This is a genomic window from Facivitalis istanbulensis, assembly GCF_040560405.1.
GTDB lineage: Bacteria > Pseudomonadota > Alphaproteobacteria > Sphingomonadales > Sphingomonadaceae > Sphingomonas > Sphingomonas istanbulensis.
Genome location: NZ_JAVSCQ010000001.1, coordinates 198,867 through 216,268, shown reverse-complemented (window position 1 = coordinate 216,268; position 17,402 = coordinate 198,867). Strand labels below are relative to the sequence as shown.

Genomic DNA, 17,402 nt, shown 5'->3' with positions numbered 1-17,402 from the left:
GGGGCCTGCCCGGGTGGCGGGCCCCATTTTTCCGGGGGCGGTGATGGCCGACGACAAGCTGCAAGACGACGAGCTGGTGCGCGAGCACCTGCGCAACCATGACCGCCTGGTCGCCCTGCGGGCGCCCTGGGAAAGCCTGTGGCGGGAGATCGACGAGCGGGTCAGCCCGATGAACGCGGGCACGATCGGCGGCCCGACGGGCAGCGCCGGGCGGGCCAGCCGCGCGGGGACCGTCAAGGGCGGGCACAATTTCGATACGACCGCGGTCAAGAGCCTGGGGCGATTTGCCGCGGCGATGGCGGCGATCACCGTGCCGCGCAATACCCAGTATATCCGGTTGCGCTTTCGCGACGCCGACCTGCAGAAGCTGCCGGAGGTGCAGCGCTGGTGCGAGCGGACGGCCGACCGGCTGCACGCGATCCGCTATGCCGCGCACGCCGGTTTCGGGGTGCAGTCGTCGAAGGATTTCCGCCAGCTCGGGCGCTATGGCACCGCGCCGTTCCTGACCGAGGAACGGAAGGGCGTGGGCCTGTATTACCGCGCCCTGCCGCTGGCGGAATGTTACATCGACGAGGATTTCAGCGGGCGGGTCGATACCGTGCATCGCCGCTACACGCTGAACGCGCGCCAGTGCGAACAGCAGTTCGGGGCGGCCGCGTTGACCCCAAAGATGGCGGAGGCGGTCGAGAAGCGGACCTATGACCGCGATTTCGAGATCCTGCACATCGTCTGCCCCAATGCGGACATGCGCGCCGATCGGTTCGACTGGCAGGGCAAGCCCATCGCCAGCATGCATATCGCGATCGACGAAAAGATCGTCATGCGCCGGGCCGGATATCATTCGATGCCGATCAGCGTGTCGCGCCACCAGTCCGAGGCAGGCGAGATCTATGGCACGTCCCCGGCGATGGAGGTCCTGCCCGCGATCAAGGGTGTGAACGCGATGAAGCGGACCGTGTTGCGGGCCGCGCATAAGGAGGTCGACCCGGCGCTGATCTTCTTCAACGATGACGGCATCACCTCGCTGAACACCACGCCCGGGTCGGCCAATCCCGGCTTGGTGAACGAACAGGGCGATCCGCTGGTCCATCGGATGCCGGGGGGCGGCAACCTGCCGATCGGGCAGGAGATGATCGAACAGGAGCGCGCGGACATTCGCAGCGCGTTCATGGAAGAGTTCTTCAAGATCCTGACCGATCCGGGTGACCGCATGACCGCGACACAGGTGCTGGAGATGGTCGGCAAGCAGGGCGTGCTGGTCGCGCCCTATGCCGGTCAGTACGAAACCGAGAAGCAGAACCCGGTGACGCAGCGCGACCTGGACCTGGCGATGCGCGCGGGCCAGGTCGAGCCGTTCCCCGACGTCGTGCTGGAGGCGGGGGCCTATCCCCTGATCGAGTATGAAAACCCGCTGACGCGCATGGCGCGGGCGGAAGAGGCGACAGGTCTGACGCGGTGGTTCGAGGCGTTGACGCCGATGGCGCAGGTCGATCCGGGTGTGTTCGACCATATCGACACCGACGCGGCCGCGCCCGGGCTGGGCGAGGTTCTGGGCGTGCGGCCCAGCTGGATCGCGACGGCGGACAAGGTCGCGGCCAAGCGCAAGGCGCGGGAGGATGCGCAGATGGCGCAGGCCGGACCGGGTGCGCTGGGCGATGTGGCAGGCGCGTATCTCGACGTCGCGAAGGCAAATCAGATTTCGGAGGCGGCATGATGGCGGACGGGCAAGCCGTTCCCAAAAGTGGGAACAGGATCGATGCCATGGCGCGGGAGGTGCGGCGCGGCCTGTTGTTCGAGGCGGCCGCGAACGCGATCGGGGCGGGGAAGCTGGCGGCCGGGATGGGCGTCGGGCGGCGGTGCGTCAATCACAAGATCGCCTGCGACCGGTCGCTGACCGATGCGGACCTGATCGCGGCGGCCGATACGCTGGAGGCACGGGCGGCGACGCTGATGCAGCTGGCGGCGCATCTTCGCGAGGTGTCGGCATGAACGCCCGGATGCGCAACGCGATGCGGCGATCGGCGATGCAGACCGCGCGCAATTTCAAAGCGACGTTCCGGCCCGCCGCGATCCTGAACGTCCGGCATCAGCTGGCAGCGGCGATCGTGCTGCTAGTCGTATTTCTTACCGGTGGGCGGGAGGCGTGGCGGCGGTGGCTGTACCGCATCGTCTTCACCGAAGGCGGCACGCGGCGGATGGCGGCGCGGGCGGTGCTGGCGGACCTGCGCGATTTCACCTTCGCGCGGTCATCTGCCTTCGACCCTGATCCGATCATCATGGCGCGGCGGCAGGGGCGGCGCGACGTGTGGTTGCGGATCGCGAATTACCTCAACCTGGACGAGGCGGAAGTCCAGCAATTGATCATCATGGAGCAGGACGATGAGTGACGGGGCGGATTTCGGTGGTGCGGCGGACCTGATCGGTGGTGCCGCGACCGGTGGCGATGCCGGGACGGCGGGCGCTGTACCGGATGGTGGCGCCGGTGGTGCAGCGGCGGGTGCTGCGGATGGCGGACAGGGCGGCGATGGCGGCGCGGCACCGGACTGGTTCGCCAATGTCTCCGACAAGTTGGGGGAAGGCGAGACGGCATCCAATCGCGACTGGCTGGGGTCGCTGGGCATCAAGGACCTGGACGGCCTGGTGAAGGTCGCGCGCGACAACCAGCGGGCGGTGCGCGAAAGCGGCCGCGTGAAGGTGCCGGGGGAAGGTGCGCAGCCCGACGAGGTGACGGCATTCCACCGGGCGATCGGCGTGCCAGAAAAAGCCGAGGGATATGAGATCAAGGGGCCCGAGGGCGTCCAGCTGAACGACGCGGTGTTGAGCCAGCTGGCAGTGGCTGGTGTGAAGTACGGCGTGCCGAAGGGAGCGTTCCAGGGCCTGGTGAATGACTTCATCCAGATCCAGATGGCCGATGCCGATGCGGAAAAGCAACGGCAGGACGGTCTGGCGTCGGAGTGGGTCAAGGCGCAGGGCGGCAAGGCGGATGAACAGATCGCGCATGTCAACAGCGCCGTCCGCGCGCTGGGGCTGACGAAGGCCGACATGGCGGGCCTGCGCACCGGCATGGGGGCCGATCGCGCGCTGGGGCTGCTGGCGAAGCTGGGGGCTGGCATGGCGGAAGACGTCATGATCACCGGGGGCAGTAACCGGTTCGGTGTGTCGGGTGCAGAGGCCCAGGCCGAGCTGAACCGCCTGATGTCGGACAGCGATTTCAAGGCCAAGGCGATGAAGGAGGGGACGCCGGAGCGTCAGCGCTGGGACCGGCTGAACAAGCAGGCGGCGGAATATCAGGCGTCGAAGGCGGCGTGACGGTTGAAAGATCCGCTGTCCAAGCCATCTCGTGGGGCGCGCCCCTGATTATGTGGAAGCCCCGGCGGTCCATGCCGGGGCTTCCTTTCGGGGTAACGGCGTGATGTTGGTCGGCACGCCGGATGGGAGCCCGAAGCGTTTATTTGCGTGCGTCGGGCTGCTGCGTCAATGCTGACTGCTAGCAGGCAGAGTTACATGACAATCAAGTTTGGTAATCAAAGGGCGATCATTTCGGACGTCGCGATCACCCGCGAAGGAACCACCGTTGATTTCGAGAGCGACGTCACCGTTCGTTATATCTTCTTGCCGACGGGCAAGGAGCCAACCTTGCGCCCGTACGGTAATGCATTGGATAATGTCATTGCCATCGGGATCAGCGGTTGCGAGACCGGTGAAGAATTTGCCGATACCGTCGTGGTGGACGTGCCAGGCAGGGGGAAGGTGCGTGTCCTGACGACCGTCAAGCGCATGCCCGGCCTGACCGAAGGCAGTTTTTTTCGCATTCACTGCACTGCGCATTATGCATGATGCTTGACGCGCGAATCGCCGTGTGATTTTGTGCGGTTCGACGGTTCCGGGGGGAACCGTTCCCAATCTCCCCGATCTAGTGCCCGCCTAGCCACGTCGCCCGGGTCCCCCTGCTGGAGTGCAGCGCCGATCGCGGGCGTAAAACGATAGCGCGGCCGGACCGTTCGGGTCCCCTAGCCAAGCGAAACCAGGTTCAAACCCGTTTCGTGAGGCCATTATGGGCGACGTCAATACGACCGCGCAGATCGAGTTTCAAAATAACATCGAACTGCAGCTGCAGCACAAGAATTCGGTGCTGTGGGACACCTGTGAGGAACAGCAGTGCAGCGGTTCCGAAAAGGAAACCGTCAAGGATTTGATCGGCGAAGCCGAGGATCAGGAGGCGGATGAGCGTCACGGCGATCTGAAGGAAACCGATCCCGGCCATGACCGCGTTTGGATCGTCAAGCCGAATGAGCGCTATTTCAACAAGTTCGTCGACGGTGCCGATCAGCTGGCGACCAAGATCGGACTGACCGGCGGCTATACCATGGCCGCTATGGCGACCATGCATCGCGCGTGGGATTCCGCGATCCTGGAAGGTGCGTACGGCCCCATGCTGATGGGCAAGGACGGCATCACTACCCAGCCGCTACCGTCGACCATGATCGTCCCCGTTATGCTTGGCGGCGTGAGCGGTCCGCAGCGGATGAACGTCGCGAAAGTTCGCCAAGCAAAACTGGTGTTGGATCAGGCTTTCAATGAAGCCGATGATCCGCGTTACATGGCGCTGAGCGCTGTCCAGGCGGACGACCTTCTCTCGGAAGTCCAGGCCACCAACGGCGACTATGCTAAGGCGTTCGGCGTTCGTCTCGACGCCGACGGTAACCTGATCGGCCTGCTCGGCTTCAACATCAAGCGGATCGAACTTCGCAATCCGAAGCTGCGCGCTTTCAAACGTGGCCTCACGGTCACGCCCGGCGGCTACACCCGCAATCCGTTCTGGGTCCGCTCCGGCATTCGTAAGGGCGTCTGGAACAAGCTGCGCACGTCGATCAAGGACCAGCCGCAGAAGGTCGACACGCGCAATGTGTTCGCTGGCACCACGATGGCCGCGACGCGCACCCAGGCCGGCAAGGTCGGCTACATCGAAAATAGCGAGGCGTAATCATGGCTGATCTTTATGGCCTGGAATTCGTCGGTGGCCCCGACGGCACGTCGAACCCGCCGCGCAAGCTGGACGGTCGCATCGTGGGTGCGAAGAAGCGCCGTACGCGGTCGACCAAGCCCGCGACGATCCTGAACGTCGGTGATCGCCTGTATATCGGCAAGCTGCCCGCCAATGCGGTGATGCAGTCGATCATCGGCAATTTCGACACCTCGCTGGGCAGCACCACCCTGTCGATCGGCACCACGGCGACCCCAGCGAAATATGTCAATGCGCAGACGCTGACGACGACGGATCGGCCGACGTCGATCGGGCCGCGCGCGTCGGCGGCCGTCAACGGGCCGGTCGCGACCGACGAGGACCTGTGGGTGACGATCGGCACGGCCGCGATCCCGGCGGCCGTCATCGGTGCCTTCTATTTCGAATACACGATCGCGAACTGATCCGGTTCGCCACGATACTCGTGCGGGCGCCAGCGGGGGCGCTGGAGCCGGCCGAGGCCGGGGTGGTGCCGTAATCGCCACCCCGGCATCCCTTTTTACGGAGACGGTGCCATGGCGCAGGTCAAATTGACGGTCACCCGGGGCAAGCCCAATCTGAAGGACATTCCCATCGCAGCGGGCACGCCGATCGCCGGATCGGACGCGATGGAACTGAACATCGACCAGACCAAGATGAGCAAGGGCGATGCCCTGGTCATGATCGACAATCTGCGCGCGCGGATCTTCAACGCGCCCTGGCCGATGGCGTAACCGCCGGTGGCGGATTTCGTCACCGTCGCCAACCTTGCCGCCTCCTCGCTGGGGGAGGACGATCAGTTGCGGTCCCCCGACGACGATACGCACCTGTCGCGATCGGTGCGCGCGGTGTTCGATGTCGAGCGGGTGGCCGCGCTGCGCGATCATACGTGGAATTTTGCGATGCGCCGCTATGCCCTGCCGCGCGTCGCCAATCCCGATTTCGATACCACGCCATTTGCTTACGTCTATCGCCTGCCCGCCGAGAGCGTCCGTTTGGTCGAGGTGATGGGCGCGCGGGCCGACAGTTATCAGGTCGAGGGGCCGTATATCCTGTCGGGCGCAGCCGCGCCGCTCCGGGTCCGCTGCATCATCGACGTCGCGGAACCGGCCGCCTGGGACGCCCTGTTCGTGAAGGCGTTCGCGATGCGCGTCGCCTGGCAGATCGCGGACCGCATCACGGGCGATCCCAACCGGGTGCAGATGGCGGAGCGCAAGTATCGCGCCGCCCTGATGGAAGCCAAGCGCGTCGACGCGCGGGAGAACCCGCCGGTGGCCCAGGCACCGACCGGGTGGGAAGAGGCGCGCATGGGTTGCCTGACGCGTGTCGACAGCAAGGGATATGTCTGGCCATGACATTGGCGCGACCGATCGCGACGAGTTTCAACGGGGGCGAACTGTCCCCGCGCATGGGTGGCCGGGTCGATACGGCGATCTATCAGGTCGGCCTTGCCGAGGCGGAGAATTTCGTTCCCACCGTGGAAGGCGCGCTGGTCAAGCGGCCGGGGTTCGAGACGATCCGGGCCGCGCGGGACGGTGCCGCGTGGTTGACCAATTTCCGGTTCAACCTGACCCAGGACTATGTGTTGGAGTGGAGCGACCAGAAAATCCGCTTCTACACCAATGGCGAGCGCATCGAGACATCGCCGGGTAACGCCTATGAGGTGGCGGTGCCGTACAGTGCGGCCGAGGCGCGATCGGTGTCGTGTCAGCAGTCGTTCGACCGGCTGTACCTGAACCATCCCAATTATCCGCCCGCGCGGCTGACGCGGACGTCCGCGACCACCTTTACCTATGAGGTGCTGCCGCTGGTCAATGGGCCGTTCGCGGACGCCAATATCGACGCCGGTCGCACGGTCACGGTCAGCGGCACGACGGGGGCGATCGTCATCACCGCCAGCGCGCCGATCTTTCAGCCCGGTCATGTCGGTGCGCCGTTCCGGCTGGAGGCGGCGGACTTTTCGACCATCCCAGCCTGGGAAGCCCAGACCAAGGACATCACGGTAGGGTTGAAGCGCCGATCGGAGGGCAAGGTCTATGTCGCGGCCAGTGGCGGCACGACCGGCACGGTGGTGCCGATCCATACGGCGGGCACCGAATGGGACGGCCAGAACCTGAAGGATGCGAACGACAAGGGGCCGTTCGGGGTGCAGTGGACCTATTTGCACGATCGGTTCGGGATGGTGCGGATCGATAGTGTCGCGGCCGACGGGATGAGCGCCGGTGCGACGGTGACGCGACCGATCCCCGACAGCCTGAAGACGGTCCCCTCCTTTCGCTGGGCCCACGGCGCGTTCAGTGCAGCGGCGGGGTGGCCCAGCGTCGTCATCGCCTGGGCTTCGCGTCTGTGCCACTTCAAGGGGTTCGAGCTGGTCGCGTCGGTGGTCGGGGATTATCTGAACCACCAGGCCTATACCTCCAGCGGGGTGACGGCGGCCGATTTGGCGTTTCGACGCACCCTGTCGACCGAGGACCCGGTGCTGTGGGCGATGGGAGACCGTCGCCTGATCGTCGGCACCGCCAGCCGGGAGATCGCGGTGGGCGCGATCAACCAGGCGCAGGCGGTGAGCGGCGACAATATCGAGGCGGTGCCGCAGAGCTTCTATGGATCGGAGCGGGTGTTCCCGATCCAGATCGGCACCACCGGCGTGTTCGTCCAGCGCGGCAAGCGCAAGTTGCGCCAGGCGGAATATGATTTCGCGCGCGACCGGTATCAGTCCGCCAACATGACGGTGTGGTGCCGTCACATCACCAAGGGCGGCATCGTCCAGCTGACGTTCCAGAAGGAACCGGAAGAGCTGATGATCGGTGTCCGCGCCGACGGGCAGCTGGTGGTGCATCCGCATGCGCCCGAGCAGGAGATCAAGGGCTTTTCCCGTATCCGCCATGGCGGCGGCAAGATCCTGTCCGCCGTGGCTTGCGCATCCGCCAGCGGCGACCAGGACGAATTATGGGTGCTCGTGCAGCGGACCGATGGCACGCGCTGGGTCGAGCGCATGGCGGTGTGGCATGAGGATGACGATCCGATCGAGGACGCGTTCTATGTCGACAGCGGGCTGACCGTGATAGCGGCGGCCGGACAGACGCGCTTCACCGGGGCGGTACAGCTGAAGGGGCAGGCGGTCGCGATCCTGGCGGCGGGCGGCATCGTGACGGGCGTCACGGTGGCGGCGGATGGCAGTTTCGACGTGCCCGCCAGCGTGGTGCCCGCCGATCGGGCGTACCGGATGACGGTGGGTCTGCCCTATGTCGCGCGGGCGGTGACGCTGCGTCCCGAGCTGCGTGGCGGCGATACGCAGCAGGGCAAGCGCCAGCGGCTGGTCCGCATGGTCCTGCGCCTGATCGCGACCGCCGCGATCCGTATCGGTGCGGCGGGCGGCAAGCTCGACAATCTGATCGACCGGGCCAGCAGCGAGCATATGGATGCGCCCGTGCCGCTCTTCACCGGGGACACGGAACGGTCGGTGTCGGGCGGCTGGGACCGGAACGGACAGGCGGTGTTCGAGAGCTATGGCCCGTTGCCCGCGACGATCGTCGCGGCGATGCCGACGCTGACGGTGACGCAATGATCGCCATCGCGCCGATGGTCGCGACCGACGCGCTGGTCATCCAGCGCCAGGCCAGCCAGCGCGTCCAGTTGGGGATCGAGCGGGACATGAGCGTCGAGGAGGCGCGCGACCTGGCGGAGGGGGCAGGCGAGGCGTGGACGGTACGCCAGGACGGCCGCATCGTCGCCTGCCTGGGGTTGCGGGAGACGTTTCCTGGGGCGCAGGCGGTGGCGTGGGCGATCCTGTCCGACCGGATCGGCACTGCGCATCTGGCGGTCACCCGCCATGCCCGGCGCCGGATCGCGGCCAGCCCGCTGGCGCGGATCGAAGCGATCGTGCGCGAAGCGGTCCCGGCCGAGCTGGTGTGGGCGATGCTGGTCGGTTTGCAGCCCGCGCATGTCATGCGCCGATTTGGCCAGAACAGCGAGACGCATATCCTGTGCGAACGCATCCGGGAGGGCGATTGAATGGAGGCGTTCCAGGCCGCAGGCAATATCGTCCAGGGCGTCGCGGGGTATGAGGCGGGCAAGTACAACCAGGCGGTCGCCAATACCGAGGCAATCGAGCAGGAGCGTGCCGGGGCAGCCGAAGAGGGCCGGGTGCGTGAAGCGGCGCGGGCGGCGATCGGCCAGCAGCTGGCGGCGCAAGGCGGCAACGGTTTTGCGATGGGCACTGGATCGGCGCTGGACGCCTTGGCGCAGAGCCAGGTGAATGCGGCGCTCGACGCGATGACGGTGCGTCGTGATGCCGCCTTGCGCGCCCGATCGGCGCGGACGGCGGGTGCCATTGCGAGGGCGCAGGGGGACAATGCCTTGGTGGCGGGCATGTTGGGGGCGGCCGCGCGCGTCACTGATTGGGCCAGCTCCCGCACCAGCGCTCAGTCGGGCACGACACGCGGGGGGCGGTGATGGCACAGGAAATCGGATATCAGCGCCAGCTGGGGACGTCCGCGCCAGTGGGCTTGCCGAGCACGTCGCCAGCCGCCTTCGGGGCGTCGATCGGCGCGGCGGTCGACGACCTGGGGCAGGCGGTCGGACGGAACAAGCTGACCCACCTGCAGATCGAGCGGCAGCAGCGGACGGATACCGAGGCCGCCGATTTCAACCGTCAGTTTGCGGACATCCGGGCCGCGTATGACCGTATGTCGGTCGATATGCGTGCCAAGTCCGCTCCGGGCGGGGCGGGCCATGCGCAGGCGATGGACGGGTGGTGGCGCGATCAGTCAGCTTCACTGACAGAGGGCATCACCGACGAACGCCTGCGGCGATCGGCACAGGCGCAGCTCGACGATTTCGGGGCTCGTATCGGCACGGCCGAATATACCTGGGAACAGGGCGCGCGGGTCAAGAAGCTGGTGACCGACGAGCAACAGGCGGGGCAGATCGCCGCCAATCGGGTGCGCCGGGTCGATAATCTGGATGCATTCGATCAGGAGCTGACCTATCGCCGTCGCGGTATCGAAGCGATGGTGGGCGTACCCGAGGACGTCAAGACCGGGTTGATCCACGAGTCCGATCAGTTGATCGCCACGTCCTTCCTAAACGGCGTCGTCGAGCGATCCCCCCAGCTGATCGACGCGTTGCTGAAGAGCGGACAGTTCGACGAGCTGGTGACGCCGCAGCAGCAAGAGCAGCTGCGCCACGGTGCCCAGGCGGAGATCCGGCGATCGGAAGCGGAGGCGCGTGCAGCCGCTGCCCATGACCGTTCGGTGAGGACGGACGAACTGGCGGCGCGCGAAGTGACGTTGAACGCGGGCGGTGGCACCTATCAGGATCGCCTGCAGCTCGCGCATGACTATGAGGCCATGGGCGACAAGTCCAAAGCCACGCAGTGGATGGGCGAGGCCGCGCAGTTCGGCACGATCCAGGCGAACAAGGGCATGGCGCCTGCGCAGCTGCGACAGGAAATCACGACGCTGCAGGGGAAGCAGGCGGGCGGTGGATTGAGCGGGGAGGATGCCAATCGGCTTTTCGCCCTGCAAAAACTCAGCACGATCCAGGAGTCCAACCTCAGCAAGGAGGGCGGAGCGCTCCTGCAGACCCAGTATGCGACCGGACGCGCGATCGGTGCCCTGAATGTGGCAGACCCTGCCTCGTTCCGAAGTCGATCGCAGCAAGCCATTGCGGCTGCGCGCGATTGGGGGCGTGCGACGGTCGAGCCCATCCTCCCGGACGAACTGCGTGCCTTCAAGGACCTTTATGCCAATGGCGTCAACGGCCAGCTGCAGGCGGTCGACCTGCTGCGCCAGTTCGGTGACGTCCGGGTGATTGCCGGGGCGGCGCGCCAGGTTGCGGGCAATGACGACGGGGCGTTTCGTATGGCGGCCGTCCTGCCGCACAGCGTGGCGCGTGACGTGTTGCGCGGGGCGGACACGCTGAAGAGCAATCCGCAGGTGTGGAAGGAAAAGCAGGCGTCCAGCGATTTCCAGAAATGGTTCGGGGTGCCGCTGTCTTTCCTGGGGGGATCGACCGCCAATGACGTGTATCAGGCCAGCCGGTCGTTCTTCGCACAGCGGGCGACCGACGGAGGTTTGACGCAATATGTGCCCGGCCGCTTTGCCGAGGCGGCCATCACCATCCTGGGCCGCGACCGCGACGGACGCGGCGGGATCGCGCATTGGGGCCAGCCCGATGGCCCCGTCGTCATCCTGCCGCGCAACCAGACCGCCGATGATTTCAAGCGTCGCCTGGCATCGGCCAGATTGCCCATGTACATCGCGGCATCCGGCGGTCGGAAACCCGTCTGGGGCGATGGCCATCCGGTCAGCGAGGCGGAACTGAAGGGGCTGCTACCCACAGCATTGCCCGATGGGCGATACGGCTTCCGGCGATCGGGCCGGTTGCTGACCGATGACCAGGGCCAGGTCTTTGCCGTCGACGTCCAGGCACTGACCGGGCGATGACCGACCAGCGCAGCCCGCTGATCGCGGGCACGGCATCGACCGATCCGACCTTCCTGCAGGGACGGTTAGGCGTGTCCCGTCCCCTTCCGCCGCCATCGCTCTGGGACCAGTTCACCACCTCGATCCGTGGCGCAGCGGGGAATGACGATCCGGCCGCCGCAGCGGCGCGACGGCGCGACGCGATCGAGGCGGCCATGCAGCCGATCGTCGACGAGCTGCGCACGCGCGGTGTCGATGACCCGGCCTATACCCAGCGCCTGGCGCGCGACGGCTGGTCGCTATCCTATAATCGCGATGCAATCTGGCGCGGCATCGCGCGGGCCCGCGCGACCGATGGCAAGGCGTTCGAGGGTGTCGAAGATGATCCCGCCAAATTCGAGCAGCGGATCGCCGCGCCGGTCGAGGCGACGATCGCGCAGGAACGCGATGTTCAGGCGCGCAGCGGCTGGGCCGCCTGGCTGCCGGGGCAATTCATCGGCGGCATGGCGGACCCGATCAACCAGATCGGGATGCTGGCGGGGGCGGGCACCGCCCGCTCGATCGCGCAGGCGGCGCTTCGCGACGCGCGGCTGAATGTCGGTATCGAGCTGGCGCAGGAGCCGACGCGTGCCATCGAGGAGGCGAAGCGCGGCAAGGTTCGTGGACCGGGCGAGGTCCTGGCCACGCTGGGTCTGGCGGCGGGGACGGGCGCTCTGTTTGGTGGTGGTGTCCATGCCCTGGCGGAAGGTGCCGCTGCTGCCCGTCGGTCGGTCGCGGGACAGTTGGCGGACCGGATGCGGCGGACGATCGGCGAAGACCGCATGACGCCCGAGGAGCGCGCGGCGGTCGCGGCGCTGGATCGGGAAGACGAAATTGCGGGGGTGTCCCCTTACCAGCCCGGCGTGGGTGGCGACACGCACCAGGCGCGCATGGCGATGGCGCGTGACCAGTTGCAGAGCGGGCAGGTCCTGCCTGCCCCGGTGCCACGCTTCGATTGGCAGAAATTCGCGATCAAGACGGGCAGCGCGGAGAGCAGTGGCCGCTGGCAGATCCAGGCGGAAGGATCGAGCGCCTATGGTCTCTACCAGATCACGCGGCCGACCTGGTTGCGGCTGCTGCGCAAAGATCCGGAATATTCCAACATCAAGCTGTCGGACGATTATCTTTGGAGCAAGCGGACCAACCCTGCATCGCAGGAACATGTCTTCAAGCTGCTGGTCGACGAAAACAAGGCTGCGCTGGAAAAGGCCGGTCAGCCGGTGACCGACGGCAACATGTACCTGCTGCATTTCGCGGGGCAGTCGGGCGGGACCAAGATCCTGAAGGCGTTACCCGACACGCCGATCGAGCAGATCATGTCGCGCGGCGCGATCGAAGCGAATCCGTTCCTGAAGGGCAAGACGGCGGGCGACGTGGTCGACTGGGCCCATGCCAAGATGGGCGACGCGAAGCATGAAGGCGCGATCCTGCGCAAGGATGTGTTCGAGGACGATAGCGCGTGGGCCGGTGCCCAGGCGGAGGCCGATGCGGCCGCACGGGAGATCGCCGCCCTCGATGCCGAGCGGATGGTGGTACCCCGGCCGGACGAAGCCGATATCGGCGATCCGCGCACTTGGATGATGGACGATCCCGTAATCGCGCCGGAGGTGAAACCGGTGGGCATGGATTGGGAGCCGGGCGCCACGATCGTCGAGGGACCACGTGGCAGCTGGCTATCGGCGATGCGGGCCTTGCGGGATGCCGGGGAGGGCGAGATTGCCGGTGCGCTCCACCACCCGGATATCGGTCCGATCGACGTCAAATGGGGGACACCCGGCAAGGCGGCGCCGACCTGGGCAGGCGGGTATGGCCTTTCCCATATCCTGGCCAAGCACCCGGAAATGGAGGCGCGGCTGGCGGACCTGCCCGAGATTATCGCGGGCATGGATATCGTCAGCAATGACGGGCGGACAGTGCGCTTGCGCGGCGACCCGCACGAGGCGGGTGTGCGGCTGGACTGGGACGGCCAGGAACAACGCTGGCTGGTCACCGCCTATGACCCGCGTGGCGGTGATGCCCCGGCCGCGTCGGTGTCCTCTCGTGACGCAGCTGACGGTCGGGCCTCCCCCGACCACGGGGCAGAGGGCAATATAGATCCGGTGCCTGGGGCGGGCAAGTTTGCGGACTGGATCGAGGCGGAAACGGGCACCCGGCGCTGGGTCGTCGCGCCGGAGCTGACGCCCGAGCTGGCGGCGCGCGGCTATGAGATGGCGATCCCGGCCGAGGATTTCGCGGCCATGCGCGGGCGCTGGGCAGCGGGCGAGCGGCCGATCGGCGCGGACGGCGGGCCGCCGGGCGCGATCGAGGGTTTCGACGGGCCCGACGATATCGCGGCCGCCCGCCAGATCGATAGCTTGGAGCACGACCTGCGGATGTTCCTGGCGGAGGATGAGGCGGCCGGGCTGACGGTGCGGCTGGACGAGGAAGGAAATGTCATGAGCGCGGCGGATGTGCTGGACGAGCTCGACACCGATTGGTCGGTGCTCGACGCGGCCGAGGCCTGTATGCGGCCGGGCGGTGACGCGTGAGCCTGGGCCGCTGCATCCCCGACATGGTTCGTCGGGGCGAGATCGATCCAGTCCGCGCCAAGCGGATGAAGGACCTGTTCGATGAGCTGGAGGGCTATTACCGCCAGTCGATGGGCCCGGACGCTGCGGCGGCCGAAGCGAGCGAGGCGACGCTGCGCCAGCTGCGCACCGAAGCCCTGCTGAAGAAGCGCCAGGCGCTGCTGCAGATCAACCGCCAGCGCGACGCGCTGAAGGACCTGAAGACGTTCAAGGGGGATAACCCCTATGCGGCGGTCAATGCGCTTCTCGATGACGACGATCGCGCGCCCTATCGCAAGGGCAATGTCGCGACCGGCGCGCGTCGGATCGAGCGTCTGGCGCATGCCAAGATGGTCGACTTCATCGAGACGCATCGCCGCGACCTGACCGGCAAGCCCAAGGACGTTGAAGGGCTGGATGATGTCGGGCGGGAATTGTTCGGGCAGGCCACCGGCAATGACCGCGCCAAGGTCTTTGCCGAGGCGGTGACGATCGCGCGTGAGGAACTGCGCCAGCGTTTCAATGCGGCGGGCGGTGCGATCCGCAAGCTGGCGAATTACGGAGTGCCGATCAGTTATGAACCGGCGCGGGTGCGCGACGCGACCCCGGAACGCTGGCTGGAGGTGGTCACAGCCAATCTGGATCGGTCGAAGATGATCGACGAGAGGACGGGCGTGCCGTTCACCGACCAAGCGTTGAAGCCGTTTCTGCTGGACGTGCGCGAAACGATCCGCACCAATGGCATGACCGGCGAGCCCAGCGCGGCCTTTCGGGGCGGTGGCAAGATGGCCAACCGGGGGCAGGAACACCGGGTGCTGCACTGGAAGGACTATGACGCCTGGAAGGCCGTCAATCAGGAATTCGGCACCGGCGACAATCTGTTCACCGTCATCATGAGCGGTATCAGCGGCCGGTCGCGCGAGATCGCGATGATGGAGCGGCTGGGGCCCAACCCTGATGCGACAGTGCGGTTCCTGCTCGACAAGATCGCCTATGACAAGGCGAAGGGCGACACAGCCTTGGTGCCTGAAGTCAGCGCCAAGTCGGTCGAGCGGCGCCAGTCGGAAAATCTGTGGCGCTATGTGAAGGGCGATGCCACCGCTCAACATATCTATCCTGATCCGATCCGGCGCGGGGTCGTGACGACTTTGCAGGGCGGCCGCAATCTGATCACCGCGGCCTGGCTGGGGTCCGCCACATTGTCCTCGATCAGCGACATTCACACCCAGGCGATGGCGCGGGGCCTGTATGGCCTGCCCGAGACGAACCTGCTGACCAGGACGCTTGCGAGCCTGCGCGACAACGCCGGGCAATTGAGCCACGAAAACCGGAAGGCGGCCGCGCGCCTTGCGCTGGGCATGGAGGATGCCGCGCACTCGCTGGGGCAGAGCGCGCGGTTCATCGGTGAGGTAACTGGCCCAGCTTGGACGCAGGTCGTGGCGGACGATGTTCTCCGCCTGTCTGGTCTGAACCGCCTGACCGAAAATCGAAAGAGCGCGTTTGGGCAGGCCTTGCTTGGAGCGATTGCTGATGAGCGTGCGCGGAATTGGGATGACGTATCGCCCGGGTTGCGAACCGCGATGGAGCGGAACGGCATTGATAAGTTCGACTGGTTGACCATCCGCCGGGCCGTAACGGAGATCCGAGGATCGGAAATCATCGACCCGACCCTAATCCGTGATCAGGCGGTGCAAAACCGGCTGCTCGACATGGTCATCCGGGGACAGGCGACGGCGGTGCAAGAGGCATCCGCCACCTCACGCGCGCTGGCAAACCCGATGGACTTGGCGAAGGGCAGCATCAGCGGTGAACTGTGGACCAGCGCGTTGCAGTTCAAAGGGTTTGCCGTGGCGCTGATGGCCAGGCATGCCCGTATCATCAGCAACCTGGGGCCCGCTGGCGGGGCGATGTACGCGGCGCAATTCTTCATCGGGCTGACCATCTACGGTGCGGCGGTGATCCAGCTGCGCGAGTTGGCCAAGGGCAATGATCCGCGACCGATGGACAATGCCGAATTCTGGGGCGACGCGGCGCTGCAGGGCGGCGGGATCGGCATCCTTGGCGATCTTGTCGGTGTGTTCAAGAACGACCGCATCGATAGCCTTGGGGGCTTTATCGGCGGTCCTATCTATGGCGCGGTCCAGGATGTTCGCGCTGCGGTGCGGACTGCGTTGCCTGGCAAAGAGCGGAAGGACGGCACGCACCGCCAAGCCAACCCGGGCGGCGCGGCCGTGAAATTGGCCAAGCGCTACGTCCCGGGATCGAACCTCTGGTATCTGCGCGCGGCATGGGAGAGGATGGTCATCGACCAGCTCGACGCCATGGTCAGCAACACGCATGACCGCGACGTCAAGCGCCGGGAAACCCGGCTGGAGAAGAACCACCAGGGCCAGTGGTGGCAGAGTGGCGACCCGATGCCGGAACGTGCGCCCGACTGGGGCAATGTCGTGCAGGGGGCGGATTGATCGGATGACGAAAGCGGCGCTATGTTCTCGTTATGTACCGCGATTCGTCCGCTCGACATCCTCCTACCCGGTTGACGTTCCTGGCGTTGGTCGCCGCGAAGGAGATAGCGGACGAACGAGCATCGGGCCCGGTCGAGCAGTCGGCCGCGCTGCGCGTCGTGCTGGGCTATCTGCACGGCGTCAGCGGTGGCGATCGGCGGATCTATGATGATTTCTGGCGCTATTGCCGGGAAGACGCCTTTCCGGGCGATCATTCCGGTTATGCGGCCAGCACCCATATGTTTTCGTGCTGGCAGGGCATGGTGCGCCGTGCGGGTATCCGGTTGACGATGGACATGATGGAGCGGTTCAATTCCGTCGCCCGATCGCCGCAGTGCGACAGTTTCAGCAGCCGGATGAAAAAGGGGGTGACGGACGCCACCCCCTCTCCGGTCACATCGGGAACGGCCCCTGCGCCGGGAGAACCCCCGGCCAGCGGTGCTGCTTGATGACCTCGTTCACCCGGCCGGGGTTCACGCCCATCAGCGCGGCGGCCTGGTGCTGGTACAGCCCCTTGATCTGCACCAGAAAACGGATGTGCGCCGCCATGGGGGCGGTCACACGGGGGGAGGATTGTCGCTTCACTTCGGTACCCTTCAAAGGGCCCCGTGCGAGAAATTCATTTGACCGGTAGTTATACGAGGGCTTATAGGGGCCCTCGTAGCGCTACAGTTTCAACGGCTCCTCACACGAGGCGTTTCTTGATCCGGGACCGGAGAGGTTGCACCCTTTCCGGTCCCTTTCTGCGTTTGGAATACTGTGCTTTTCGTGTCAACCGGTCCGACATGAACCAGTATTAACCAAGTGTTCGCACCTCTCCTGAGGGCTTGACTCCTGCAGAACAGGCAAACACGCGCGATTCGCGACGCATAACAGATATGCG

Annotated in this window: 17 protein-coding genes; 15 read left to right on the top strand and 2 right to left on the bottom strand. The window is 66.1% G+C overall.

Features of this window, described 5'->3' with window-relative positions:
- Positions 1-43 precede the first annotated feature (43 nt).
- From RN629_RS01070 to RN629_RS01000, 15 genes are all read left to right on the top strand, one after another.
- The gene (locus RN629_RS01070) at positions 44-1,714 is read left to right on the top strand and encodes a portal protein (protein WP_407033413.1); all 1,671 of its coding nucleotides are present in this window, start codon (positions 44-46) and stop codon (positions 1,712-1,714) included.
- A gap of 47 nt (positions 1,715-1,761) precedes the next feature.
- Positions 1,762-1,989, top strand: a complete 228-nt coding sequence (locus RN629_RS01065) for a hypothetical protein (RefSeq protein ID WP_407033412.1) — start codon at positions 1,762-1,764, stop codon at positions 1,987-1,989.
- Positions 1,986-2,387 (top strand): Bbp19 family protein, encoded by a 402-nt coding sequence (locus RN629_RS01060; RefSeq protein ID WP_407033411.1) that lies wholly within the window; start codon positions 1,986-1,988, stop codon positions 2,385-2,387. The genes RN629_RS01065 and RN629_RS01060 overlap by 4 nt, the downstream gene beginning before the upstream one ends.
- Entirely contained in the window at positions 2,380-3,309 is a 930-nt protein-coding gene (locus tag RN629_RS01055) for a hypothetical protein (RefSeq protein ID WP_407033410.1), read from the top strand. Before RN629_RS01060 ends, RN629_RS01055 begins: the two co-directional genes overlap by 8 nt.
- A 195-nt stretch (positions 3,310-3,504) precedes the next feature.
- Positions 3,505-3,837 carry a hypothetical protein gene (locus tag RN629_RS01050; protein ID WP_407033409.1) on the top strand — a complete coding sequence of 111 codons (333 nt, stop codon included), beginning with the start codon at positions 3,505-3,507 and terminating at the stop codon, positions 3,835-3,837.
- A gap of 217 nt (positions 3,838-4,054) precedes the next feature.
- Positions 4,055-4,984, top strand: a complete 930-nt coding sequence (locus tag RN629_RS01045; protein ID WP_407033408.1) for a phage capsid protein — start codon at positions 4,055-4,057, stop codon at positions 4,982-4,984.
- A 2-nt stretch (positions 4,985-4,986) separates the two neighbouring features.
- The gene (locus RN629_RS01040; protein ID WP_407033407.1) at positions 4,987-5,427 is read left to right on the top strand and encodes a hypothetical protein; all 441 of its coding nucleotides are present in this window, start codon (positions 4,987-4,989) and stop codon (positions 5,425-5,427) included.
- Positions 5,428-5,538: 111 nt separating this feature from the next.
- Positions 5,539-5,736, top strand: a complete 198-nt coding sequence (locus RN629_RS01035; RefSeq protein WP_058733854.1) for a hypothetical protein — start codon at positions 5,539-5,541, stop codon at positions 5,734-5,736.
- Between the two features lie 6 nt (positions 5,737-5,742).
- Positions 5,743-6,357: a hypothetical protein gene (locus RN629_RS01030; protein ID WP_407033406.1), complete on the top strand. Its 615-nt coding sequence runs from the start codon at positions 5,743-5,745 to the stop codon at positions 6,355-6,357.
- A complete protein-coding gene (locus tag RN629_RS01025) occupies positions 6,354-8,570 on the top strand; it encodes a hypothetical protein (protein ID WP_407033405.1) in 2,217 nt (738 codons plus the stop codon). The genes RN629_RS01030 and RN629_RS01025 overlap by 4 nt, the downstream gene beginning before the upstream one ends.
- Complete coding sequence (locus RN629_RS01020) at positions 8,567-9,016, top strand: hypothetical protein (RefSeq protein ID WP_407033404.1); 450 nt, start codon at positions 8,567-8,569, stop codon at positions 9,014-9,016. The genes RN629_RS01025 and RN629_RS01020 overlap by 4 nt, the downstream gene beginning before the upstream one ends.
- Positions 9,017-9,457 (top strand): hypothetical protein, encoded by a 441-nt coding sequence (locus RN629_RS01015; RefSeq protein WP_058733858.1) that lies wholly within the window; start codon positions 9,017-9,019, stop codon positions 9,455-9,457.
- On the top strand, positions 9,457-11,451 hold the full coding sequence (locus tag RN629_RS01010; RefSeq protein ID WP_407033403.1) for a hypothetical protein: 1,995 nt from the start codon (positions 9,457-9,459) through the stop codon (positions 11,449-11,451). Before RN629_RS01015 ends, RN629_RS01010 begins: the two co-directional genes overlap by 1 nt.
- The gene (locus RN629_RS01005; RefSeq protein WP_407033402.1) at positions 11,448-13,997 is read left to right on the top strand and encodes a putative barnase/colicin E5 family endoribonuclease; all 2,550 of its coding nucleotides are present in this window, start codon (positions 11,448-11,450) and stop codon (positions 13,995-13,997) included. Before RN629_RS01010 ends, RN629_RS01005 begins: the two co-directional genes overlap by 4 nt.
- Complete coding sequence (locus RN629_RS01000; RefSeq protein ID WP_407033401.1) at positions 13,994-16,480, top strand: hypothetical protein; 2,487 nt, start codon at positions 13,994-13,996, stop codon at positions 16,478-16,480. The genes RN629_RS01005 and RN629_RS01000 overlap by 4 nt, the downstream gene beginning before the upstream one ends.
- A 259-nt stretch (positions 16,481-16,739) precedes the next feature.
- Here RN629_RS01000 and RN629_RS00995 read toward each other — a convergent pair whose 3' ends face one another.
- Positions 16,740-16,901 (bottom strand): hypothetical protein, encoded by a 162-nt coding sequence (locus tag RN629_RS00995; protein ID WP_407033400.1) that lies wholly within the window; start codon positions 16,899-16,901, stop codon positions 16,740-16,742.
- A gap of 11 nt (positions 16,902-16,912) precedes the next feature.
- On the bottom strand, positions 16,913-17,104 hold the full coding sequence (locus tag RN629_RS00990; RefSeq protein WP_407033399.1) for a hypothetical protein: 192 nt from the start codon (positions 17,102-17,104) through the stop codon (positions 16,913-16,915).
- Positions 17,105-17,402: the final 298 nt, after the last annotated feature.